The organism is Gilliamella sp. LMG 34360 (assembly GCF_984568995.1).
In genome coordinates this window covers 2,544,225-2,567,310 of the sequence record NZ_OZ474900.1, presented here as the reverse complement: position 1 = coordinate 2,567,310, position 23,086 = coordinate 2,544,225, and the positions used below count along the sequence as shown (strand labels likewise).

At 34.9% G+C, this 23,086-nt stretch carries 22 protein-coding genes, 1 tRNA gene and 1 other RNA gene; 18 read left to right on the top strand and 6 right to left on the bottom strand.

All coding sequences use genetic code 11. The features are described 5' to 3' along the window. Window positions 1-35: 35 nt before the first annotated feature. The 3 genes from AC5LW9_RS11510 to accB are packed head-to-tail and all read right to left on the bottom strand — an operon-like array spanning window position 36 to window position 2,580. On the bottom strand, window positions 36-674 hold the full coding sequence (locus AC5LW9_RS11510; RefSeq protein ID WP_144091540.1) for a bifunctional 4-hydroxy-2-oxoglutarate aldolase/2-dehydro-3-deoxy-phosphogluconate aldolase: 639 nt from the start codon (window positions 672-674) through the stop codon (window positions 36-38). Window positions 675-732: 58 nt separating this feature from the next. Then, window positions 733-2,079, bottom strand: coding sequence for an acetyl-CoA carboxylase biotin carboxylase subunit (accC, locus tag AC5LW9_RS11505; RefSeq protein ID WP_493455928.1), 1,347 nt, complete (start codon window positions 2,077-2,079; stop codon window positions 733-735). Between the two features lie 33 nt (window positions 2,080-2,112). Continuing rightward, on the bottom strand, window positions 2,113-2,580 hold the full coding sequence (gene accB / locus AC5LW9_RS11500) for an acetyl-CoA carboxylase biotin carboxyl carrier protein (RefSeq protein ID WP_039127285.1): 468 nt from the start codon (window positions 2,578-2,580) through the stop codon (window positions 2,113-2,115). A gap of 367 nt (window positions 2,581-2,947) precedes the next feature. On the opposite strand from accB, the gene AC5LW9_RS11495 reads away from it, so the two are divergent. The 6 genes from AC5LW9_RS11495 (at window position 2,948) to AC5LW9_RS11470 (ending at window position 9,204) form a co-directional block, all read left to right on the top strand. Beyond that, window positions 2,948-3,991: a rod shape-determining protein gene (locus AC5LW9_RS11495; RefSeq protein ID WP_198227029.1), complete on the top strand. Its 1,044-nt coding sequence runs from the start codon at window positions 2,948-2,950 to the stop codon at window positions 3,989-3,991. A gap of 139 nt (window positions 3,992-4,130) precedes the next feature. Next, entirely contained in the window at window positions 4,131-4,973 is an 843-nt protein-coding gene (mreC, locus tag AC5LW9_RS11490; RefSeq protein WP_065738691.1) for a rod shape-determining protein MreC, read from the top strand. After that, window positions 4,960-5,445: a rod shape-determining protein MreD gene (gene mreD / locus AC5LW9_RS11485; RefSeq protein WP_198227031.1), complete on the top strand. Its 486-nt coding sequence runs from the start codon at window positions 4,960-4,962 to the stop codon at window positions 5,443-5,445. The genes mreC and mreD overlap by 14 nt, the downstream gene beginning before the upstream one ends. A gap of 14 nt (window positions 5,446-5,459) precedes the next feature. Next, window positions 5,460-6,935 (top strand): ribonuclease G, encoded by a 1,476-nt coding sequence (gene rng, locus AC5LW9_RS11480; RefSeq protein ID WP_198227033.1) that lies wholly within the window; start codon window positions 5,460-5,462, stop codon window positions 6,933-6,935. Window positions 6,936-7,047: 112 nt separating this feature from the next. After that, a complete protein-coding gene (tldD, locus tag AC5LW9_RS11475) occupies window positions 7,048-8,505 on the top strand; it encodes a metalloprotease TldD (protein ID WP_493455927.1) in 1,458 nt (485 codons plus the stop codon). 30 nt (window positions 8,506-8,535) lie between these two features. Further along, on the top strand, window positions 8,536-9,204 hold the full coding sequence (locus tag AC5LW9_RS11470) for a DedA family protein (protein WP_198227037.1): 669 nt from the start codon (window positions 8,536-8,538) through the stop codon (window positions 9,202-9,204). Between the two features lie 26 nt (window positions 9,205-9,230). Here the strand turns inward: AC5LW9_RS11470 and rnpB are convergent. The 3 genes from rnpB to AC5LW9_RS11455 all read right to left on the bottom strand — a co-directional run bounded on the left by rnpB (window position 9,231) and on the right by AC5LW9_RS11455 (window position 10,644). Continuing rightward, an RNA gene (gene rnpB, locus AC5LW9_RS11465) (RNase P RNA component class A) lies at window positions 9,231-9,619 on the bottom strand. A 201-nt stretch (window positions 9,620-9,820) separates the two neighbouring features. After that, window positions 9,821-10,183, bottom strand: coding sequence for an outer membrane protein assembly factor BamE (locus tag AC5LW9_RS11460; protein ID WP_198235726.1), 363 nt, complete (start codon window positions 10,181-10,183; stop codon window positions 9,821-9,823). Between the two features lie 140 nt (window positions 10,184-10,323). After that, entirely contained in the window at window positions 10,324-10,644 is a 321-nt protein-coding gene (locus AC5LW9_RS11455; RefSeq protein WP_198227042.1) for a helix-turn-helix domain-containing protein, read from the bottom strand. 178 nt (window positions 10,645-10,822) lie between these two features. Between AC5LW9_RS11455 and AC5LW9_RS11450 the strand changes: the two genes are divergently transcribed. The 12 genes from AC5LW9_RS11450 to nlpI all read left to right on the top strand — a co-directional run bounded on the left by AC5LW9_RS11450 (window position 10,823) and on the right by nlpI (window position 22,878). Beyond that, a complete protein-coding gene (locus AC5LW9_RS11450; protein WP_198227044.1) occupies window positions 10,823-11,179 on the top strand; it encodes a DNA-binding protein in 357 nt (118 codons plus the stop codon). Between the two features lie 69 nt (window positions 11,180-11,248). Continuing rightward, window positions 11,249-11,797 carry an RNA chaperone ProQ gene (gene proQ, locus AC5LW9_RS11445; RefSeq protein WP_198227046.1) on the top strand — a complete coding sequence of 183 codons (549 nt, stop codon included), beginning with the start codon at window positions 11,249-11,251 and terminating at the stop codon, window positions 11,795-11,797. A 9-nt stretch (window positions 11,798-11,806) separates the two neighbouring features. Continuing rightward, complete coding sequence (gene prc, locus AC5LW9_RS11440; RefSeq protein ID WP_198235728.1) at window positions 11,807-13,882, top strand: carboxy terminal-processing peptidase; 2,076 nt, start codon at window positions 11,807-11,809, stop codon at window positions 13,880-13,882. Window positions 13,883-13,917: 35 nt separating this feature from the next. Next, on the top strand, window positions 13,918-14,007 hold the full coding sequence (gene cydH / locus AC5LW9_RS11435; RefSeq protein WP_493455926.1) for a cytochrome bd-I oxidase subunit CydH: 90 nt from the start codon (window positions 13,918-13,920) through the stop codon (window positions 14,005-14,007). Between the two features lie 72 nt (window positions 14,008-14,079). Then, window positions 14,080-14,167 (top strand) — tRNA-Ser (locus AC5LW9_RS11430). Between the two features lie 151 nt (window positions 14,168-14,318). Then, a complete protein-coding gene (prmB, locus tag AC5LW9_RS11425; RefSeq protein WP_198227050.1) occupies window positions 14,319-15,212 on the top strand; it encodes a 50S ribosomal protein L3 N(5)-glutamine methyltransferase in 894 nt (297 codons plus the stop codon). Window positions 15,213-15,240: 28 nt separating this feature from the next. Then, on the top strand, window positions 15,241-16,314 hold the full coding sequence (aroC, locus tag AC5LW9_RS11420) for a chorismate synthase (protein ID WP_086308149.1): 1,074 nt from the start codon (window positions 15,241-15,243) through the stop codon (window positions 16,312-16,314). After that, window positions 16,311-17,063, top strand: coding sequence for a TSUP family transporter (locus AC5LW9_RS11415; protein ID WP_198235729.1), 753 nt, complete (start codon window positions 16,311-16,313; stop codon window positions 17,061-17,063). The genes aroC and AC5LW9_RS11415 overlap by 4 nt, the downstream gene beginning before the upstream one ends. A gap of 1,199 nt (window positions 17,064-18,262) precedes the next feature. Further along, entirely contained in the window at window positions 18,263-19,186 is a 924-nt protein-coding gene (locus tag AC5LW9_RS11410) for a LysR family transcriptional regulator (RefSeq protein WP_493455925.1), read from the top strand. 149 nt (window positions 19,187-19,335) lie between these two features. Further along, window positions 19,336-19,605 carry a 30S ribosomal protein S15 gene (gene rpsO, locus AC5LW9_RS11405; RefSeq protein ID WP_025316125.1) on the top strand — a complete coding sequence of 90 codons (270 nt, stop codon included), beginning with the start codon at window positions 19,336-19,338 and terminating at the stop codon, window positions 19,603-19,605. A gap of 274 nt (window positions 19,606-19,879) precedes the next feature. Then, window positions 19,880-21,994: a polyribonucleotide nucleotidyltransferase gene (gene pnp, locus AC5LW9_RS11400; RefSeq protein ID WP_086327163.1), complete on the top strand. Its 2,115-nt coding sequence runs from the start codon at window positions 19,880-19,882 to the stop codon at window positions 21,992-21,994. Between the two features lie 23 nt (window positions 21,995-22,017). Continuing rightward, window positions 22,018-22,878: a lipoprotein NlpI gene (gene nlpI / locus AC5LW9_RS11395; RefSeq protein ID WP_493455924.1), complete on the top strand. Its 861-nt coding sequence runs from the start codon at window positions 22,018-22,020 to the stop codon at window positions 22,876-22,878. Window positions 22,879-23,086 lie beyond the last annotated feature (208 nt).

Here is a 23,086-nt window from a genome sequence, read left to right as displayed (position 1 = left end):
AAAAACAACCGCCGAATAAAATCGGCGGAAAATAATTACTTGGCACCAGCAACTGCTTCTTTTGCCAGTTGAGTAATTTTAGCAAAATCACCATTAGCAATAGCATCAGTTGGAATAAACCAAGTTCCACCAACACAAAGTACATTATTGAGCGCTAAATAGTCTCGATAATTTTTAGGGTTTACACCACCAGTAGGGCAAAACTTCATATATCCACAAGGACCAGCAAAAGCTTTTAATGCAGCTACGCCGCCATTGATTTCTGCTGGGAAGAATTTTAATGCAGTTAAGCCATATTCTTGGGCTGTTAATAATTCAGAAATAGTCGCAATACCGGGAATGACTGGAACAGGTCCTTCAACTGCTGCTTTTAAAATAGCGTCAGTTATGCCAGGAGTAATAATAAATTCAACTCCCGCTTCGGTTACTTGTTTAAGTTGCTCAACACTTGTTACTGTACCCGCACCAACTACAGCTTCTGGAACTTCTTTAATGATTTTTTTAATTGCTTCAAGCGCACATTCTGTTCGTAGGGTAACTTCAAGAACTTTTACACCACCAGCAATTAAAGCTTTTGCTAATGGTACTGCATCTTCTAGTCGTTCAATAACGATAACAGGAACAACAGGCCCCATAGTTAGAATTTCTTCAGCACTTCTTTTCCAGTTTTTCATTTGTATCTATCCATCTTTATTAAAAGCAATAATCCCTAAATAATAGGGATTATTTTTGTTACTCATAAATGCCTAATTTTTTCTCTAAATAATGAATGTTTGTTCCACCTCTTTGGAAACCTTTATCATTCATAATTTCAATGTGAAGATCAATATTTGTTTTAATACCATCAATCACTAGTTCAGCTAATGCGTTTTTCATTCGTGCAATAGCAACATCACGAGTTTCACCATAAGCAATTAGCTTACCAATCATTGAATCATAGTAAGGTGGTACTGTGTAACCTGCATAGATATGTGATTCCCAACGAATACCAAAACCACCTGGTGCATGAAAGCGAGTAATTTTCCCAGGCGAAGGCATAAATGTTTTAGGATCTTCGGCATTTATACGGCATTCAATAGCATGACCTTTGATTTCAATATCACTTTGTTTGATTGATAGAGGTTTGCCTGCGGCAATTAAGATCTGTTCTCTAATCAAATCCACACCTGTTATCATTTCAGTAACTGGATGTTCAACCTGAATACGCGTATTCATTTCAATGAAATAAAATTCACCATTTTCAAATAAGAATTCAAATGTTCCTGCACCACGATAACCAATTTCAATGCATGCATTAACACAGCGTTCACCAATGAATTTGCGCATTTTAGAGGTAATGCCAACCGCTGGTGCTTCTTCAACAACTTTTTGGTGACGTCTTTGCATTGAACAATCACGTTCACCTAAATAAATAGCATGACCTTGACCATCAGAAAGCACTTGGATCTCAATATGACGAGGATTTTCAAGGAATTTTTCCATATAAACCATATCATTATTGAAAGCGGTTTTTGCTTCTAATTTGGTCATTTTAATTGCTTGTTCAAGATCTTTTTCTTCCCGAACAATACGCATACCACGACCACCGCCACCACCGGACGCTTTGATAATAACCGGATAGCCTATTTGTTTAGCGATCTGCTTATTATTTTCAATATCATTACTTAAAGGACCATCAGAACCCGGTACACAAGGTACGCCAGCTTTTTTCATGGCATGAATTGCTGACACTTTATCACCCATTAACCGTATAGTCTCAGGTTTTGGTCCAATAAAAACAAATCCAGAACGTTCCACTTGCTCGGCGAAGTCAGCGTTTTCTGATAAAAAACCATATCCAGGATGAATTGCTGCTGCACCAGTAACTTCGGCGGCAGAAATTAATGCGGGGATATTGAGGTAGCTTTTAGCGGAAGCTGCTGGACCAATACAGACAGTTTCGTCTGCAAGTAATACATGTTTTAAATCTTTATCTGCCGAAGAATGAACAGCGACAGTTTTAATTCCAAGTTCTTTACATGCTCGTAGGATACGTAGAGCAATTTCTCCACGGTTAGCAATAAGAATTTTATCAAGCATATTCGATCTCTTAATCTTATAAATAAGTTAATATTACTCAATGATGAATAGTGGCTGATCAAATTCAACAGGTTGACCATTCTCAACTAAAATAGCTTTAATTGTACCCGCTTTTTCAGATTCAATTTGGTTCATCATTTTCATCGCTTCAACGATACAAAGTACATCACCGACATTGACAGTTTGACCAACTTCTACAAAAGCTTTCGACTCTGGGCTTGGCGTGCGATAAAACGTTCCAACCATTGGTGATTTTATAGTTGTACCTGTTGGAGCTGGAGCAATAGGATCCGCTTCAGCCACACTTTCACTAACTGAGTTAGGAGCAACAACAACTGGTGCTGCTTGAGGGATTTGAATGTTTTGTATTGGCGCTGAATAGTTTGTTGTAGGTATTGATCGACTAATTCGAACCGATTCTTCACCTTCAGAGATTTCAATTTCTGAAATACCTGACTCTTCAACTAATTCAATTAATTTTTTAATTTTGCGTATATCCATGAATTACACCGTGTTTATTTGATATAAGTAACAATTAATTTAATGCATCCTTAATATCTAAAAAGTAATCTTTTAAAGTGATAATAAGGCAGTAACTCAACATTAACGCGGAAGCATACACTGTAAAATAGATTTTGTCATTATATATCTCTCCTTTACAAACTGTTATTATACTATTTTCTAGGTATTATTTTAGAATTGCGATACAATATATAAACCTAATTGTTATTGAAGCAAACAGGTTTTAAAAAATAACTAGAATACTATTTTATACGATATAAAATTAAAATTAAGTATTTTATCCTATAGTTTGCTTCAAGTACTCACTAACACTTAAACAAGATTATTTCTAGGAAGAGTTTTTATTATGTTCAAAAAAGTTCGTGGCTTGTTTTCAAATGATCTATCGATTGATTTAGGTACAGCTAACACCCTTATTTATGTAAAAGGTCAAGGTATTGTACTAAACGAACCTTCAGTTGTCGCTATTCGTCAAGATCGCACAGGCACACCTAAAAGTGTCGCTGCTGTTGGGCAGGCTGCGAAACAGATGTTAGGACGTACTCCAGGCAATATTGCTGCGATTAGACCAATGAAAGATGGTGTAATCGCTGACTTTTCCGTGACTGAAAAGATGTTACAGTATTTTATTCGTCAAGTGCATAGTCATAGCTTTTTAAGACCAAGTCCTCGCGTTTTAGTTTGTGTGCCAGTTGGTGCAACACAAGTTGAGCGTCGTGCTATCCGTGAGTCTGCATTAGGAGCAGGTGCCCGTGAAGTTTACTTAATTGAAGAGCCGATGGCAGCAGCTATTGGTGCTGATTTACCCGTTTCATCGCCAACTGGTTCAATGGTGGTTGATATTGGCGGTGGTACCACTGAAGTTGCTGTTATTTCGTTAAATGGTGTTGTCTATTCTGCATCGGCAAGAATTGGTGGTGACCGTTTTGATGAGGCAATTATCAATTATGTTCGTCGTAATTATGGTGCGTTAATTGGTGAAGCAACCGCTGAGCGAATTAAACATGTTATTGGAAGCGCGTATCCAGGGGATGAAGTTCTTGAGATTGAAGTGCGTGGTCGAAATCTTGCCGAAGGTGTGCCTCGTAGCTTTACTTTAAATTCCAATGAAATTCTAGAAGCGCTTCAAGAACCGCTAAGTGGTATCGTAAGTGCCGTTAAAGTTGCATTAGAACAGTGTCCTCCTGAACTGGCCTCCGATATTTCAGAACATGGTATGGTGTTAACTGGCGGTGGTGCTCTATTACGTAATATTGATAAATTACTAGCGGCTGAAACCGGTATTCATGTGGTTGTTGCTGAAGATCCTCTTACATGTGTAGCACGAGGTGGTGGCAAAGCTCTTGATATGGTTGATATGGAGGGAGGAGATCTCTTTAGTGAAGAGTAATTATTGTCTAGTTATTGATTAATTTAATTTTTATGAAATCGATAATTAATAAACATTTCACTTTTTCCGCCGACATAGTCGGCGGAGTCATATCTTGAATTAATTAGATTTTAAGCATATAACAGGTAAGTACTGGATAATGAAATTACTTTTTTCTAAACGTTCTCCTCTTAGTGTGCAGTTATTTATATCTTTGCTATTATCTATTATATTGATAATATTAGATTTAAATTATCGTCCGTTTAAAGAGGTTCGTTACTATTTAGATACAATGATTTCGCCATTGTATTACATTTCAAATGCACCAAAAGCGACTTATGACACACTTTATGAGATGTCAAAGACACGTGAAGCGTTAGAAAAAGAAAATGCAAATTTAAATAATATACTGCTTGAAAAAAAGACAGACCTGTTATTGCTTGAGCATCTTAGACATGAAAACGATCGATTAAGAGAATTGCTAGGATCGCCTTTAAGACATGATGAACATAAAATGGCAGCTCAAGTTATATTAGCTGATACAGATCCTTATGTTTATCAGGTAGTTATTAATAAAGGTAAAAATGACGGTGTTTATATTGGTCAACCTGTCGTTGATGATAAAGGTATCGTTGGACAAATTTATGAAACAGCTCAAAAAACCAGTCGGGCAATTTTAGTTTGTGATTATCAACATGCAATACCTGTACAAATATTAAGAAATGATATTTCTATGGTGGCAGTAGGTAATGGATGCAGTAATGATTTAACGCTCGATTTTTTACCAAATAATGTTGATATCAAAGTCGGTGACATATTAGTAACTTCTGGACTAGATGGTCGTTTTCCTGAGGGTTATCCTGTTGCAGTAGTAAGTTCTGTCAAACTTGATATTAGCGATTCAACTCCGGTTATTTCAGCAACGCCGACAGCCGATCTAAAACGTTTACGCTATCTATTATTACTATGGGGAGATCAAGGAGTAAAACATGAGGGCTCGTAATAGCATATTAATTATTTGGTTAACTTTGTTAATAGGCTTATTTTTTCAAATTATACCTTGGTCACCTTCATATGATATATTTAAACCACATTTGTTTTTATTAATTATCGCTTATTGGTTAATTACTCTTCCTTATCAGATTGGCATAGGTACTGCATTTGTTTTCGGTTTAATAATAGATTTATGTTCGGGAACAATATTAGGTGTACATGCTTTCATCTATTCTTTAATTGCCTATTTACTTGTATTCAAATACCAATTATTGAGTAATTTAGCTTTATGGCAACAGGCTTTTATCTTATTTGGTATTTCGGTATGTTATAATGCTTTAATCTTTATATTTCAGGTAAGTATTTATCATACAATTACTATGTCACCTTATATACTATTATCAAGTTGTGTTGATGGCTTTTTATGGATATGGATATATCTGCTATTGCAAAGCATAAAACAAAACTTTGCAATTAATTAGGGGAATATTTCTGTATGTCTGTTGAATTATTAATGAACGTAACTCCGTCTGAAACACGAGTTGCTTATATTGAAGATGGTGTATTGCAAGAAATTCACGTTGATCGTGAATCACGTCGAGGTATTGTCGGTAATATTTATAAAGGAAAAATTATTCGTATTTTACCTGGTATGCAGGCCGCATTTGTCGATATTGGACTTGAAAAGGCTGCATTTTTACATGCATCAGATATCATGCCACATACTGAATGTGTGTCAGATTCAGAACAAGAGCAATTCCAAGTAAAAGATATTTCTGAACTAGTCCGTCAAGGACAAGATTTAATGGTACAAGTTGTTAAAGATCCCTTAGGAACTAAGGGCGCTCGACTCACAACTGATATTACTTTACCATCACGTTATTTAGTGTTGATGCCAGGTCAAAATTCTGCACATGTAGCTACTTCTCAACGCATAGAAAGTGAAGAAGAGCGTCAAAGGCTAAAACATATTGTTGAACAATATGTAACCCCAGACGGTGGTTTTATTGTTAGAACTGCTGCCGAGGGTGCAAATGCTCATGAGCTTGAGCAAGATGCAAATTTTTTAAAACGGCTATGGGCTAAAATTCAAGAACGAATGGCTCGTCCTACCAGTAAAAATCTAGTTTATGGTGAGTTAGCTTTATCACAGCGAGTGTTAAGAGACTTTGTTGGTGATCCAATCGAACGTATTTTAGTTGATTCTAAATTGACTTACGATCTTCTCGTCGATTTTACTCAAGAGTTTATGCCTGAAGTCACTAATAAACTCTTTCATTATCGTGGTAATATCCCAATATTTGATCTATATGATACTGAAAATGAGATTCAACGAGCATTAGACCGCAAAGTTAAACTGAAATCGGGTGGTTATTTAATTATTGACCAAACCGAAGCCATGACAACAATTGATATTAATACTGGTGCATTTGTTGGTCATCGAAATTTAGAAGAGACAATCTTTAACACTAATATAGAGGCAACCATTGCTATTGCGCGTCAATTAAGATTACGCAATTTAGGTGGTATTATTATTATTGATTTTATCGATATGCAAGAAAATTTGCATCGAGAACGTGTATTACAATCATTGCAGGATTTTTTATCGAAAGATCGAGCCAGAACGACAATTAATTCATTTTCTACATTGGGATTAGTAGAAATGACACGTAAACGAACTCGTGAAAGTATTGGGCATATTTTATGTGAAGAATGTCCAGCTTGTAAGGGGCGAGGAATAGTTAAATCAGTTGAAACTGTTTGCAATGAAATTTTACGTGAAATTGTTAGAGTGTATAAAGCTCATCGTTCTGAATATTTTTTAGTCTATGCGTCATCTGCTGTTGCGAATGCTTTAACGATTGATGAATCACATGCACTTGCTGAAGTTGAAGTCTTTGTTGGTAAAAGAGTTGAAGTGAAAATTGAACCACTTTATATTCAAGAACAATATGATGTGGTATTAATGTAAAGCAATAACGTGTAAAAAAGTTTCAGGTTAAACATACGTTTCAGTATAAAAATAACATAATAATGGATTTATATCAAAAATATAGCATTATAAATTAACATTTAAGGAATTTATGATAGTAACTCAAGTGAGTGAACGGCTACTCAACCCTAATAACTTAAACCAACGTGATATTTCACATTTGCTTGATATGTTAAGTTCAAGACAAATTGATTTTGGTGATTTATACTTTTTATCTGGTTATTATGAAAGCTGGGTACTGGAAGATAGCATTATTAAAAATGCTTCGTTCCATCGTGATCAAGGTGTTGGCGTTCGTGCAGTTGTTGGCGAAAAAACCGGTTTTGCTTATACTGATCAGTTCTCTTTAAATCGTTTAGAGCAGAGTGTATTAGCAGCCAATTCAATCACTAAACAGCAAACGCCAATTGTTGTCACACCTTTTAAAACGGCTAAAACGGTACCAATATATGCATCAATCAATCCAATTAACTCTTTTTCTCAAGAGCAAAAGATTGCATTGTTACGACACATTGATCAGTTAGCAAGGTCAATTGACAAAAATGTAATTGAAGTATCAGCCAGTTTAACTGGTAGTTATGAAGATATTTTGATTGCAGGTACTGATGGTACACTATGCGCCGATGTCCGTCCATTAGTACGTTTATCTGTATCGGTCATTGTCGAAAAAGACGGGAAACGTGAGCGTGGTGGTAGTGGCGGTGGGGGTCGTTTTGGTTATGAGTATTTTTTAAATATTAATCCTAAAACGTCTGAAAGCTTTGCTGATAGTTATACTCGAGAAGCAGTGAGATTAGCATTAGTTTCATTGTCAGCTAAAGCTGCCCCAGCAGGTACAATGCCTGTAATTTTAGGTGCGGGTTGGCCAGGAGTACTACTTCATGAAGCGGTAGGGCATGGTTTAGAAGGTGATTTTAATCGCAAAAACAGCTCGGTATTCTCAGGAAAAATTGGTGAAAAAGTCACGTCAGAACTCTGTACCATTGTAGATGATGGAACAATTGAAAATCGCAGGGGGTCATTATCAATTGATGACGAAGGTACCGTAAGTCAAAAAACCGTTCTTATCGAAAATGGTATTTTAAAAGGTTATATGTTTGATAAGACTAATGCTAAATTGATGAACACACATTCAACCGGCAATGGTCGTCGTGAAGGATATGCATGCTTACCTATGCCAAGAATGACTAACACTTATATGTTAGCAGGGGAATCAACTTTCGACGATATTATCAATAGCGTTGACTATGGCCTTTATGCACCTAATTTTTCGGGAGGTCAGGTTGATATCACTTCTGGTAAGTTTGTATTTTCAACATCAGAAGCCTATTTAATTGAAAAAGGAAAAATAACTACGCCAGTTAAGGGCGCAACATTAATTGGTTCCGGCATTGAAACCATGCAACAAATATCGATGGTAGGGAATGATCTCACATTAGATTCAGGTGTTGGTATTTGTGGTAAAGCAGGACAAAGTGTTCCGGTAGGTGTAGGACAGCCCACTTTAAAAGTGAATAATTTAACCGTTGGTGGAACGATTAATAATTAAAAACTATAAATAAAATGGGAAATTAAATAGATGGAAACAATCATCAATCTTTATCATGCTTTTATTAATATGGATATTGCAACTTTATCAAATCCTAATGTGCTTTGGACGCTTTATGGTATGTTATTTGTTGTCATCTTATTAGAAAATGGTGTATTACCCGCAGCATTTTTACCGGGCGATAGTTTATTATTCTTAACTGGTGTATTGATTAGTCTTGATGTTTTTCATTTTGGTTTAATAAATGTTATTTTAATTGCAGGAGCTGCTTTAGGTACTTGGTTAGGTTATATACAAGGTCTTTGGTTGGGCAACACTAAGCTAGTACAGGGCTGGATGGAGCATATTCCTGAAAAATATCATAAAAAATCAGAAATGTTATTTCATAAATATGGATTGCAAGCTCTATTTATTGGGCGATTTATTGCTTTTGTACGTACATTATTACCAATGATGGCGGGATTATCAGGACTGCATAGTCGAAAATTTCATATTTATAACTGGATCAGTGCGACATTATGGATTTTCTTAATTGTAACATTAGGTTATTTATTTGGTTTATCTCCATTCTTTAATAAATATGAAAAACAAATAATGTCTCTTCTTATGTTGATTCCAGTTTTTCTATTGGTATTAGGATTAATTTTCTCTTTATGGCTAGCATTTAAACGTTGGTCTGCAAAGAAGAAGCAATTTTAATATTAAAGATAAATTTATAAAGAAGAGGGCGAAATTAACCGATAAGCCGGGTTCTGTCGTGGACAATCATTCCTCTAGGCTAATACTCACGCATTAGCTCAAGCAGTCTACCCGGATTCAACGCGGGCCGCGCCAATGAATCCCTATTTGACCTTGCTCCGAGTGGAGTTTACCGTGCCACAACTGTTACCAGTTGCGCGGTGCGCTCTTACCGCACCCTTTCACCCTTACCTGTACTTATAAATAAGTCATCGGCGGTATACTTTCTGTTGCACTAGTCGTGAATGTTTGCTCACGCCAACATCCCCCAGGCGTTACCTGGCACTCTGCCCTATGGAGCCCGGACTTTCCTCCCCTCTGTTTGTCTCCTTTTTACAAAGGACTACAACAAAGCAGCGATTGTCTGGTTAATTTCATCAATGAGTATAACTTAATGTATGATTTTGTCCAGTAATGTCGGTTTTTGAATAGGCAGGTGGATAAAGTATATACTTTTTTATACAGATATTGCCGGAAAAGGTAGGATCATACTTGATGATGCATCAATTAATTAACTTGCTCACTCTAATAGCACATTATAACAATGTGCTATCGGTATTAGATAAAGTAAGTTTAACTACCATCTTTTTTGTTCATGATTTTCATTATAATTATACCAAGTTACAACACCTTTCGAAATGATAACTTCCAGTGTTCCGCTAATAGTATTAGATTGGGTTTCGCCAATAATTAAATGGCTGGTTGAAATCTTTCTAATATATTTGTATGTCCATTGTACTTCATCAGAATTAATCACTTTCTTACTTACTGGTTCACCAAATAATGATATTATTTGTGACTCAGTTGTTGAACCTTCAACTATACTACTAACTTTGTCTTTACTTAGTGGTGTACCTTGTTCTATAAAATTATTTTGTGAACAACTCGATAATATTATTATTGAGAATAAAGCGATAAAGAACTTCTTAACATTTTTCATTATATTGTAGCCTGATAATTAATGTTTTTTCTCCATGTATGTGAATGATACCATATGTTTGGTAACGTTCAAGATCAACTAAAATTTAATCTATAATGAATATAGAAAATATTTTATTTCTATATGTTTCCATAGTTTCATCATTCTTTATTAATTTTTTTTCGTTTACTCGTTGATTTTCGTTTTTTCTTCTTCTTTGTGGTGGTTGTAAGTCGTAATACGCGTTTTATCGGTTCGTTGGTGATTGAATCAATATAACGGCTTGGCCAAATTTCATTAGGCTCTAAATCTAGCGCTTGGGCAATAATGAACTCTCCTTTTGTCCAAGGTCGAGCTAAAGCATTACTAAGCGTTGATGAACTTAGACCTGATTGTCGAGATAGATTAGCAAGAGTTGTCCCCTTCTTTTTTAGTGCGGCAATAATGTCTGCAGGATGCCAATCACTAGAATTTATTTTCATTTTTTATTTCCTCTTTGTTTATAACCTTGTATATCTATGTTATGCTTTGATGTTACTAAAACAAGTAAGTTTATAATCTAACTATAGTTATTTATGATTTCTTGTTTCTTATTTATTGTATCAAAGTTTCTTTAATTTCTGTATTTTTTTCTTATTGTGTTGAAATGGGATAATAAAAATGAAAGAATGGTTCTCATCAAAAGAGCTATTAAGTATTGCCGGGATGCCATCAACGATACAAGGTGTTAATCGTAAAGCAAGATCTGAAAATTGGACTGCACGCAAAAGAACAGGTGTTCGAGGAAAGGCTTTAGAATATCATATAAATAGCTTACCTCTTAGTGTCAAAAGAGCATTGTATCTTGAGGAAGAAAGTGCAACTTATGTTGTTCCGCCAATTGACCCATTGCAAATATGGATGACAGCATTTGAACAGTTATCTGTTGATGAAAAGTCAATTGTTATATCATGGTTGATGCGAAATGGTATTAAAGATTTTATAAGTTTTATCAATAAACATAAAAAAGATAGTTAGTGTTATTGCCCAAGCTGCGATATACTCTAACGCTAGTAAAAAATCAATTTAGTTGCTATGGAATAAACAATGGAAAGTCAGTTTCAATTAACAAATAGTAAAGATATTATTGCATATTTAACTCAACAATTTCCAAATTGTTTTACTCTCGAAGGTGAAGCGAAACCTCTAAAAATTGGAATTTTTCAAGATATCCTTTCACGATTGGATAGTGAAGCACTAAGTAAAACAAAACTTCGCGTTGCTTTACGCGCTTATACAATGAGTTGGCGTTATTTATACAGCATTAAAGAAGGTGCTCATCGTATTGATTTAGATGGAAATCCAGATGAGATTATAAGCAAAGAACAAATGGAATATGCCCAACAACAGCTAAAAGAAAGTAAGCAGAAAGCAAAAGAGCGTTTAAAAGAACGGACACAAAAAGAAAAACGTAAAAATCCACGTCCCCCTGTGAAAAAAGCTAAAACTTTAAAAGTGGGTGACTATGTTAAAGTAATATTAGGCAATAAACCGTTAAGAGTACAAATCATTAATATTGAAAAAGAGCATATCAAAGTAAATGTTGGCTCTGGAATGGAATTAACTGTTAAACCAGAACATATTATTACTAAATAGAGAATTTGAATGAATAAATTACTCAAAGGCACTATTAAATTAAGCCTTGCATTATGTATTTTAAGTTTGAGTGTTCATGCCAAACAGCCTGACATGGAATCATTACCAGTACTTAAACAGGATGATGTTCATCAAGTCGTAGCTAAGCGAGTAACGAACTTTTTTACTCAAGCTCATTATCGTAACTTTGCATTAGACGGTGCATTTTCAGCTAAAATTTTTGATCGCTATTTTAAAATGTTAGATGGTAGTAAAGCGATATTTATTCAAAGTGATGTCGATACTTTTCGCAATCGGCAAGAGTTATTAGGTCAAGAATTATTAGATGGTAATTTAAAAACTGCTTACGATATTTATAATCTTGCAATGTATAAACGTTATGAACGTTATAAGTATGCGCTTAAAGTTTTACAATCCCCAATGGATTTTTCTACTAACGATGAAATTGATTTTAATCGTGAAGATATATCTTGGCCAACCACTGAAAAAGAGCTCGACTCTTATTGGGATAAGCGCGTTAAATATGATGAACTTAGTTTATCTTTATCTGGAAAAAATGAAACTCAAATTCGAGAAACGTTAACCAAACGTTATAACCGAGTTTTAAAAACCATTGAACAATCAAATAATGAAGATGCTTTTCAAGTATTTATGAATGCACTTGCGCGTGAAATTGATCCTCATACCAGTTATTTAGCGCCACGTAAAAAGCGTGATTTTGATTCTGAAATGAGTTTATCTTTTGAAGGTATCGGTGCAACGCTTAGCCAAGAAGATGATTATACAGTAATCATGTCTTTTGTTACTGGTGGTCCGGCTGAGAAAAGTAAATCGATTGCCGTTGGTGATAAAATCATTGGTGTTGGGCAAAGTAATTCTCCAATAGAAGATGTAATTGGTTGGCGTTTAGATGATATCGTTGACAAAATTCGTGGTCCTAAAGGAACAGTGGTTAAACTCGAAATATTACCTGCCGGTAATAACAGCAAATCAAAAGTTATTGAGCTTACTCGAGATAAGATTCACTTTGAAGATCGTGAAGCAAAATTAAATATTGTTGATAATCAAAGAGGAAAAGTTGGTGTTATTGATATACCAAGTTTTTATATGGGTTTAACCGACAAAGTTGAATCACTTTTGTTGGAAGCCAATAAAGCTAAGTTACAAGGTCTGGTTATCGATTTACGTAATAATGGTGGTGGTTCGTTAGCTGAAGTTATCTCTTTGACAGGACTTTTTATAGATTATGGACCAGTTGTTCAAGTTCGTGATAATCTTCAAAAAGTTATTGTTTATGATGATAAAAATAAAGGCATCGAATATACAGGCCCGATTGTTGTAATGGTTAATCGTTATAGTGCTTCTGCTTCCGAGATATTTGCCGCGGCATTGCAAGATTATGGTCGAGCTGTAATAGTTGGTGAAACAACTTATGGTAAAGGGACGGTGCAAACCTCTCGAAATATTGCTTATCAAACTGATGCTAGACTTCATCCTAATTGGCCTGAGCTCGGTGGTGTTCAGTATACCGTGCAAAAATTTTATCGTATCAATGGTGATAGTACACAACTTAAAGGTGTCGAGCCTGATATTGAAATGAGTAAAACTAAATATGACGATGAAACCGGTGAACGTTTCTTAGATAACGCTATGCCGTGGGATAAAATTCCATCATCTGAATATTTAACTCTAACTAATATAAAACCAATATTGCCTTATTTGAAATCAGAACATTTAGCACGAATTTCAAATAATCCAGAGTTTGTCTATATTGATCAGGATATTAAAGAGCTTAATGATAAAAAGGATCGTCGATATATTGTGTCTCTCAATAAAAAGAATCGTGAAGCAGAACAAAAAAGTTATGAAAATCGCGATTTAAAAAGAATGAATGAACGTTTAGCTCGAGAAGGCAAACCTCCTATTACTAAATTAGAAGATTTACCTAAAGATTATAAGCAACCCGATGCTTATCTAAACGAATCAGTTGAAATATTGTTGGATTTGATATCTAAATACCCAAATATTGAAGATAAAAAATTAACTCAAGAGATTATTTCACTTAGATCACCTATTAAAAACTAGATGAATAAATATTAAAACGATTGGAGATAATAAACATGTGTACAGATTTGAAATACGCTTTAATGACTGCAACTGCAATTGTATCGGTTTTGATTGTGTTTGGCGCCATTGTTTGCATGAATTAAAAAAGCTTGATTAATTCGCTTGGGATTATTATAGTATGCAACCTGCTCTTCTAAAGCAGGTTGTAAATAGATGGTGAGGTGTCCGAGTGGTTGAAGGAGCACGCCTGGAAAGTGTGTATACGGCAACGTATCAAGGGTTCGAATCCCTTCCTCACCGCCATATTAATTTTTAGTTATTGGAAGTGGAAAGCCTTTTTGCTCATCGTGATTGTTATTAGTCACTTTCAATATTAATTTAGTGCATTTCCTCATTATAATGTGATCGGAAGTGACGAGTAATACCTTCCCTCTCCTTAATCATTGGAGCCATTATGGAAAACTTACGCACGGTTCAGGATTTTATACGCTGGACATCATCACAACTTAGTCTATCAGATGTTTTCTTAGGTCACGGAACAGATAATCCTATCGATGAAGCTAAACAACTTATCTTAGCCACTTTGGGTTTATCATTGTTTATTCCTACCGAATTTTATTCTGCAAATCTTACCAATGACGAAAAACAAGAGCTTTTCGATATTATCCAAAAACGGATTAGTGATCGAGTGCCAACGCCATATTTAACTAATCAAGCTTGGTTTTGTGGACACAGTTTTTACATTGATGAACGTGTATTGATTCCACGTTCTCCGATTGGTGAATTAATTGATAATCATTTCCAATCTTTATTATCACAGCCACCCCAACAGATTTTAGATCTCTGTACAGGTAGCGGCTGTATTGGTATTGCTTGTGCTTATGCTTTTCCTGAGGCACAAGTTGACATCACTGATATTTCATTAGAAGCGTTGGATGTAGCACAACAAAATATTGACTTGCACGAAATGAATTTTCGAGTTACACCAATGCTATCTGATTTATTCAATGATATTCCAGCAAAACAATATGATCTTATTGTTACTAATCCTCCTTATGTTGATAATGAAGATATGGACGATTTGCCTGATGAATTTTCCTATGAACCAAAATTAGCACTTGAAGCCGGATTTGATGGTTTAGACATCGTTAAACGAATTTTAAGTGATGCAATTAATTATCTATCACCACAAGGAATATTAGTTTGTGAAGTAGGAAATAGCTGGGTTAGCTTACAAGAACAATATCCTCAAGTTCCTTTTAATTGGTTGGAATTTGAACGTGGCGGATTAGGTGTTTTTTCTATCACGCGTGAAGAATTAATTCAATATCAACACTGTTTTAAATAAGCTGTTTTTAATATACGGAAAAATTATTATGGCTGGAAACTCAATTGGAAAATTATTCAAAGTTACAACATTTGGAGAGTCACATGGCATTGCGCTAGGTTGTGTTGTTGATGGCGTTCCGCCTGGTCTTGCTTTGACTGAATCAGATATGCAATATGATCTTGATCGTCGTCGTCCTGGTTCATCGCGTTATACCACTCAAAGGCGTGAAGCTGACCAAGTAAAAATCTTATCAGGCGTTTTTGATGGAGTAACAACGGGAACCAGTATCGGCCTATTGATCGAAAATACCGATCAACGTTCACAAGACTACAGCCAAATTAAGGATATTTTTAGACCGAGTCATGCAGATTACACTTATCAACATAAATATGGGATTCGCGATTACCGAGGAGGGGGGCGTTCTTCCGCGCGTGAAACTGCTATGCGAGTTGCGGCAGGTGCAATAGCAAAAAAATATTTGCATGAAAAATTAGGGATTACCATTCGTGGCTATCTAGCTCAAATGGGTGAGATAAAATGTCAATTAAAAGATTGGCAACAAGTTGAACAAAATCCATTTTTTTGTGCTGATGAAAGTAAACTTGATGAGCTAGATCAATTATTAAGATCATTAAAAAAAGAAGGCGATTCAATCGGTGCTAAAGTTTGTATTGTTGCTGAAAATGTACCTGTTGGTTTAGGTGAGCCTGTTTTTGATAGATTAGATGCCGAACTAGCTCATGCACTCATGAGTATTAATGCCGTAAAAGGTGTAGAAATTGGTGATGGCTTTGATGTTATCAATAAACGTGGTAGTGAAAACCGTGATGAAATAACGCCACAAGGTTTTTTATCTAATCATGCCGGTGGTATTTTGGGTGGAATTAGCTCAGGGCAAACTATTTTAGCCAGTATTGCATTAAAACCGACGCCGAGTATTGAAATTGCTGGTCAATCAATTAATATTCATGGTGAAAGTGTTGAAGTATCAACACATGGCAGGCATGATCCATGCGTAGGTATAAGAGCCGTGCCAATTGCTGAAGCAATGGTCGCTATTGTTTTAATGGATCACTATCTTCGTTATCGCGCTCAGTGTAATGATGTAAATGAATTATGAGTTATGAACTACTTTTATTATTATTTGCTATTGCTGCTTTAGCTGGATTTATCGATTCAATTGCTGGTGGTGGAGGATTATTAACCGTACCAGCATTATTGGCGGTTGGTTTATCACCAGCAAGTGCATTAGCCACCAACAAATTGCAAAGTTGTGGTGGTTCATTTTCTGCGAGCCTCTATTTTATACGGCAAAGGATGGTTGATTTAAACCAACAAAAATGGGCAATTGTAGCGGCTTTTGTTGGTTCAGCCATCGGTACAATATCGGTAATGCATATCCAAACCGATTTTTTGAAATTATTGCTGCCAATATTAACGATTAGTGTAGGGTTATATTTTTTATTATCCCCAACGATTGGAGAAAGTGATCGTAAAAGTCGTTTTTCTGTTCTCCAATTTGCTCTTATTCCTGCATTAAGTATTGGTTTTTATGATGGCTTTTTTGGACCAGGTGCCGGATCATTTTATGCTTTAGCATATATTACATTGGCAGGATTTAATCTAACCAAAGCTACCGCCCACACTAAAGTACTTAACTTCACCTCAAATTTAGCTGGATTACTATTTTTTATTATGGGCGGGCAAGTGGTATGGTCGATTGGTCTTGTCATGCTGGTTGGTCAGTTTATTGGTGCAAGATTAGGCGCTAAAATGGTTATTGCTAAAGGGCGTAAATTAATAAGACCAATGCTTATTACGGTTTCTACTATTATGAGCATTAAACTGATTTATGAAAATTTCTTTTAGAAAGTGTCGTTCAAATTGTTGAATCCTGTATAACAGCAAAAAAAGAGATATTGCAGAATTTATATAAGATTAGTTTGCGATTTAAGTAGTAACAAACTTACTACAATAATCGCAAAAGCGATTATGTTTATAAACTCAGCTTTTTTAACTTGTTTTAATATTGAAATGTCGATTGATTTTAAATAAATTATTAGAACAATAAACTTCCGAAAAAATAAAAAATCTAAAATTAACCAATATTATTCTTAAATCCTGTCTTTTACTCTAATTTCTCAATACTATTTTTTAAACTTTACTGCAAATAATAAATGAAATTTACCGTAGTCTATATTACAAGTTGTTATTTAAAACAAATTGACGAGTTTCTAGCTTATAAAATAGGGAGCGAATACATTAAATAAAACCCAGAGTTTATCCCAGAGAACTGGCTATTATTTTTAACCGCATTCAACGCCAGCTCGGTTTATTCCCATGTGTATAGGTAACAGACCAATTATAATTTATTGTTTTATTATTAAAATAGAGCATGCAAATTTGCACACAACTTTTTTGTGTTTTTTAAGCGATCTTATAATTTTATAATGTCATCGGAGTTAAATATGATATAAGCCGAAAATATTTATTTTTCACAATATATATCTATTTAGAACCATTGTAAAAAAGTTTGAGGTCACGCCTATGTTTCAGCAAAAAACTTTTATTAAATTCAGTTATTAACTGATAACAATAATAATATAAATCAAATAATTGATATAAAAAATACGGCATTTATCAGTCTCGTTTTTAACTGTTATTTATTTTTTTGTAAAAAAGTTTGAGGTCATGCCTACGTTTCAGTAAAAACTTTTATTAAATTCAGTTATTAACGGATAACAATAATAAAATAAGATAAATCAGATAATTAATTTAAAAAATACGGCGTTTATCAGTCTCATTTTTAACTATTATTTATTTTTTGTAAAAAAGTTTGAGGTCACGCCTATGTTTCAGTAAAAATTTATTAATAGTATGTTTCATACGTTCTATCGAATCATCTTTTGATAAAGATTATCTAAAGTTTAAATCAAATGGCATAAAATTCATTACATACAATTTTTGCTATGCAAGTTATGATGTATAGGATATTTTAGATAAGCAAATAATTATAAAGCTTGTTTAATTTAACCTATTTTACTTTTGACGATAATTTATTTGATGTTATGAAATTACAACAATTACGTTATATTTTAGAAATTGCTCGCTCAGGTTCAATTAATGAAGCGGCTAAAAATTTATATATTACTCAACCGAGTTTATCAACCGCCGTAAAAGAGTTAGAGGCTGAATTTGGTATTGAGATTTTTGTTCGAACATCAAAAGGGGTTTCACTTTCAACTGATGGTGTAGAGTTTTTAGGGTATGCTAAACAAGTTTTGGATCAAGCTGAACTATTAGAACAGCACTATGCTAAAAAAGAGCCCTCTAAACAGCTGTGTAGCATTTCAACTCAGCATTATGCTTTTGCGGTAAATGCATTTGTTAATTTGATTAAAAAAAATCACACAGATGAATATGAATTTACCTTAAGAGAAACCCGAACTTACGATATTATTACTGATGTGGCTAATTTACGTAGTGAAGTTGGCATCTTATATATTAACGATTTTAACCAAAAGGTGATCTTGCGTTTATTGAAAGAACATCGGCTAACGTTTAACCCATTATTTGAAGCAGATCCTCACGTATTTATCAGTACTAATCATCCTTTATCTGATATGAAATCGCTAACGTTAAATGATTTAGAAGAGTATCCTTACTTATCGTTTGAACAAGGTGAGTATAATTCGTTTTATTTTTCGGAAGAGATTTTGAGTACGGAATACCATAAAAAAAGTATTCATGTTAGTGATAGAGCAACTTTGTTCAATTTACTACATGGGCTAAATGGTTATACTATAAGCACGGGAGTATTGAGCACGGATTTAAATGGCTCTGATATTTTATCTATACCGCTCAAAGTCAAAGAAAAAATCTTAGTAGGATGGATCACATCTCAAAAAGTACAATTGAGTATGTCGGCACAAAATTACATTGAAGCACTTAAAAAACTCATTCAAGAAGAATATGGCTTTACTCTCAAGTAATACCAATGCAAAAGGAACAAATCAAATTGCTATTTCAGTAAATTCTAGTATAATTGCGCACGATTCATATATCTAATATATGAATATCGAGGAGTGTCTGAATTAGAGATCGGTCATTCCATATTTTATGTTAATTTAAGAGGTTTATTATGTCTCTAACTGTAGAAGCTAAAGCGAAAATCGTTGCCGACTTTGGTCGTGGTACTAACGACACTGGTTCAACTGAAGTTCAAGTTGCACTTTTAACTGCACGTATTAATGACTTACAAGGTCATTTTTCTGAACATAAGAAAGATCACCATAGCCGTCGTGGTTTGTTACGCATGGTATCTAGCCGTCGTAAATTATTAGATTATTTACGTCGTAAAGATTTCGATCGTTATAGCCAATTGATTCAAAAATTAGGTTTACGTCGCTAATTTATAATCTACTTGAAAAGAGGCTTAGGCCTCTTTTTCGTTGTGAAAAATTAGGGCTCTGATATAATGCTGAGCTCAAAAGTAAAAGATTATATCTCATGTTTCGCGCGACTAATGAGAGCTCTATAATTTATAGATTTGTCATTAGTCGTGACAGTGAAATAATCTTTTGTTGATTATCCCCACATTGTTGAAGTCAGTATCATAACTTAAGTTGTGCTGCTCTCTATCAAAATATTAAACTTCAACAAAATTACTACAAGAGGACATTATTTTGTTTAATCCGACATATCAAAAATTTCAATATGGCCGTCATACCGTTACTTTAGAAACAGGCATTATGGCTCGTCAAGCAACTGCTGCCGTAATGGTTAATATGGATGACACGGCTGTATTTGTAACTGTTGTTGCTGATAAAAAAGTTAAAGAAGGTCAAGACTTTTTCCCTTTAACAGTTAACTACCAAGAACGTACTTATGCTGCTGGACGTATTCCAGGTGGATTTTTTAAACGTGAAGGTCGCCCAAGTGAAGGTGAAACTTTAATTGCTCGTTTAATCGACCGTCCACTTCGTCCATTATTTCCAGAAGGTTTTGTTAATGAGATTCAAATCATTGCAACAGTCGTATCAGTTAACCCAGATGTTAGCCCTGATTTGGTTGCGATGATTGGTGCTTCTGCTGCACTATGCTTATCTGGCGTGCCTTTCCATGGACCAATTGGTGCTGCACGTGTGGGCTTTATTAATGATGAATTTGTTTTAAATCCATCAGTAAAAGAGCTAGCAACAAGCCGTTTAGACTTAGTGGTTGCTGGTACTAAAAGTGCGGTATTAATGGTTGAATCTGAAGCTGATTTATTAACTGAAGATCAAATGTTAGCAGCGGTCGTATTTGGTCATGACCAACAACAAGTTGTCATTGATAATATTAATGAGTTTGTCGCCAAAGCTAATTGCGAAAAATGGGATTGGGTTGCACCAGTTAAAGATGAAGCGCTTTATAATGCCGTTTCTGAATTAGCAAAAGACCGCTTAGGTGAAGCTTATCGAATTACTGAAAAACAAGCGCGCTATGCTCAAATCGATACAATTAAAGAAGATGTGCTTGCGGCCCTTAAAGCACAAGACGAAGAACTTGATGAAAACAAAGTCATCAATATTATTGTTGATTTAGAAAGTCAAATCGTTCGTCAACGCGTTATTGCTGGTGAACCACGTATCGATGGTCGTGAAAAAGATATGATTCGTGCGCTTGATATTCGTACAAATGTATTACCAAGAACTCACGGTAGTGCACTATTTACTCGCGGTGAAACTCAAGCATTAGTAACAGCCACTTTAGGTACTGAACGTGATGCTCAAATTATTGATGAGTTAACTGGTGAATACACAGAACGCTTCTTATTGCATTATAACTTCCCTCCATATTCAGTTGGTGAAACGGGTATGGTTGGTTCGCCAAAACGTCGTGAAATTGGTCATGGTCGTTTAGCTAAACGTGGTGTTGCAGCAGTAATGCCAAGCATTGAAGAGTTCCCTTACACTGTTCGTGTCGTTTCTGAAATTACAGAATCAAATGGTTCATCTTCAATGGCCTCTGTATGTGGTGCGTCATTAGCTCTTATGGATGCGGGTGTACCAATTAAATCATCTGTAGCTGGAATCGCAATGGGTCTAGTGAAAGAAGGTGATAAATTTGTTGTTTTATCGGATATTTTAGGTGATGAAGATCATCTTGGTGATATGGACTTTAAAGTAGCGGGTACTCGTGAAGGTGTGAGTGCATTGCAAATGGATATCAAGATTGAAGGTATCACTAAAGAAATTATGCAAATTGCGCTTAATCAAGCAAAAGGCGCTCGTTTACACATTTTAGGTGTGATGGAACAAGCGATTAATAAACCTCGTCAAGAGATTTCAGAATTTGCACCGCGTATTTATACTATGAACGTCAATCCGGATAAAATTCGCGATATCATTGGTAAAGGTGGCGCAACCATTAGAGCCTTGACCGAAGAGACCGGCACTACCATTGAAATCGCTGATGATGGTACTGTTAAAATTGCTGCTTCAGACAGTAATAAAGCGAAAGATGCAATGGAGCGCATTAACAATTTAGTTGCTGAAGTTGAACTTGGCAAAATTTATACAGGTAAAGTAACACGAATTGTTGATTTTGGTGCTTTCGTTTCAATTATCGGTGGTAAAGAAGGTCTTGTCCATGTGTCACAAATCGCCGACCATCGCGTTGAAAAAGTTTCTGATTATCTAAAAGTCGGACAAGAAGTGAATGTTAAAGTTTTAGAAATTGATCGACAAGGTCGAATTCGTTTGAGCATGAAAGATGCTGTTGAACCAACGACAGAAACAGCTCAAACTTCCGAATAAAAAATTATTCACTAGGAGTTAAGATGAGACAGTTCAACCTGATGAGAATTCTAAGCTTTTCATTAGCGATTATTCTTATGTCAGGTTGTTCTAATTCTCAGCCTTTACTTGCTGTTCCTGAGCAAGTTTCGTATGATGATGAATTGAAAATTGCACAGATTAGTCAACAGTTATCTCAAAAAGATATTGAGGCAGTAACGCGGATACAGCTTATATTTCAACGTGGCGTTGTCTACGATTCACTAGGCTTTAAAGCATTTGCACAAAGTGATTTTAGTTATTTGATGGAATTCAATCCTGAAATTCCAGACATTTATAATTTCATGGGAACTTATGCTTTACGTGAAGGGGATTTTGACAATGCCTTAATGTCCTTTAATACGACAATTGAACTTGATCCAACATATGTTTATGCTTATTTAAATCGTGCCATTACTTTATACCGTACTGGCCATTATCAATCAGCAGAACGCGATGCATATCAATTCTATCAATTTGATGTGAATGAACCGATCAGAATTTTATGGCTTTATTTGATTGACAGAGAGATAGATAATGAAGCTGCACAAAATAAGCTACAAAAACGTTATGATCTAATAAATGATAAAACGATTTATAGTAGCGATATTATTGCATTTTATTTAGGTAAGATTAATGAATCTAAGTTAATGCAAAATCTTCAACAAGGCGTTGAAAGTAACCGGCAGTTAGCCGAACGTCTTTGCGAAGCCTACTTTTATTTAGGTAAATATTATCAAAGTAAAGGTAATAACGAGCGTGCTAAAATGTTATTTAAATATGCTTTAGCTAATAATATTTATAACTTTGTTGAACATCAACAGGCGCTCTATGAAATGAAGTTACTTGAAGAAAATGAAAAGTAACATGGGTCATGCCAGTTTAAAAGTGAAAATATTGTTATAGCGTAGTTCTGATTTGCCAAAAAATATATTCTCAACATTTGATAATACAGTTAGTTTTATCATCTTTTAAATAAATATCATTTAACTTTAAATTTATTTATTTTATATACATTGGATTGTAGTTGAGTCAATATCGGCAGTTAGTTATTGGGGTGAGTTGTAAATTTTC

Bases quoted from the DNA above. Each gene is read 5' to 3' on its own strand.
- AC5LW9_RS11510 (WP_144091540.1), bottom strand. From the start codon at position 674: ATGAAAAACTGGAAAAGAAGTGCTGAAGAAATTCTAACTATGGGGCCT.
- accC (WP_493455928.1), bottom strand. From the start codon at position 2,079: ATGCTTGATAAAATTCTTATTGCTAACCGTGGAGAAATTGCTCTACGT.
- accB (WP_039127285.1), bottom strand. From the start codon at position 2,580: ATGGATATACGCAAAATTAAAAAATTAATTGAATTAGTTGAAGAGTCA.
- AC5LW9_RS11495 (WP_198227029.1), top strand. From the start codon at position 2,948: ATGTTCAAAAAAGTTCGTGGCTTGTTTTCAAATGATCTATCGATTGAT.
- mreC (WP_065738691.1), top strand. From the start codon at position 4,131: ATGAAATTACTTTTTTCTAAACGTTCTCCTCTTAGTGTGCAGTTATTT.
- mreD (WP_198227031.1), top strand. From the start codon at position 4,960: ATGAGGGCTCGTAATAGCATATTAATTATTTGGTTAACTTTGTTAATA.
- rng (WP_198227033.1), top strand. From the start codon at position 5,460: ATGTCTGTTGAATTATTAATGAACGTAACTCCGTCTGAAACACGAGTT.
- tldD (WP_493455927.1), top strand. From the start codon at position 7,048: ATGATAGTAACTCAAGTGAGTGAACGGCTACTCAACCCTAATAACTTA.
- AC5LW9_RS11470 (WP_198227037.1), top strand. From the start codon at position 8,536: ATGGAAACAATCATCAATCTTTATCATGCTTTTATTAATATGGATATT.
- AC5LW9_RS11460 (WP_198235726.1), bottom strand. From the start codon at position 10,183: ATGAAAAATGTTAAGAAGTTCTTTATCGCTTTATTCTCAATAATAATA.
- AC5LW9_RS11455 (WP_198227042.1), bottom strand. From the start codon at position 10,644: ATGAAAATAAATTCTAGTGATTGGCATCCTGCAGACATTATTGCCGCA.
- AC5LW9_RS11450 (WP_198227044.1), top strand. From the start codon at position 10,823: ATGAAAGAATGGTTCTCATCAAAAGAGCTATTAAGTATTGCCGGGATG.
- proQ (WP_198227046.1), top strand. From the start codon at position 11,249: ATGGAAAGTCAGTTTCAATTAACAAATAGTAAAGATATTATTGCATAT.
- prc (WP_198235728.1), top strand. From the start codon at position 11,807: ATGAATAAATTACTCAAAGGCACTATTAAATTAAGCCTTGCATTATGT.
- cydH (WP_493455926.1), top strand. From the start codon at position 13,918: ATGTGTACAGATTTGAAATACGCTTTAATGACTGCAACTGCAATTGTA.
- prmB (WP_198227050.1), top strand. From the start codon at position 14,319: ATGGAAAACTTACGCACGGTTCAGGATTTTATACGCTGGACATCATCA.
- aroC (WP_086308149.1), top strand. From the start codon at position 15,241: ATGGCTGGAAACTCAATTGGAAAATTATTCAAAGTTACAACATTTGGA.
- AC5LW9_RS11415 (WP_198235729.1), top strand. From the start codon at position 16,311: ATGAGTTATGAACTACTTTTATTATTATTTGCTATTGCTGCTTTAGCT.
- AC5LW9_RS11410 (WP_493455925.1), top strand. From the start codon at position 18,263: ATGAAATTACAACAATTACGTTATATTTTAGAAATTGCTCGCTCAGGT.
- rpsO (WP_025316125.1), top strand. From the start codon at position 19,336: ATGTCTCTAACTGTAGAAGCTAAAGCGAAAATCGTTGCCGACTTTGGT.
- nlpI (WP_493455924.1), top strand. From the start codon at position 22,018: ATGAGACAGTTCAACCTGATGAGAATTCTAAGCTTTTCATTAGCGATT.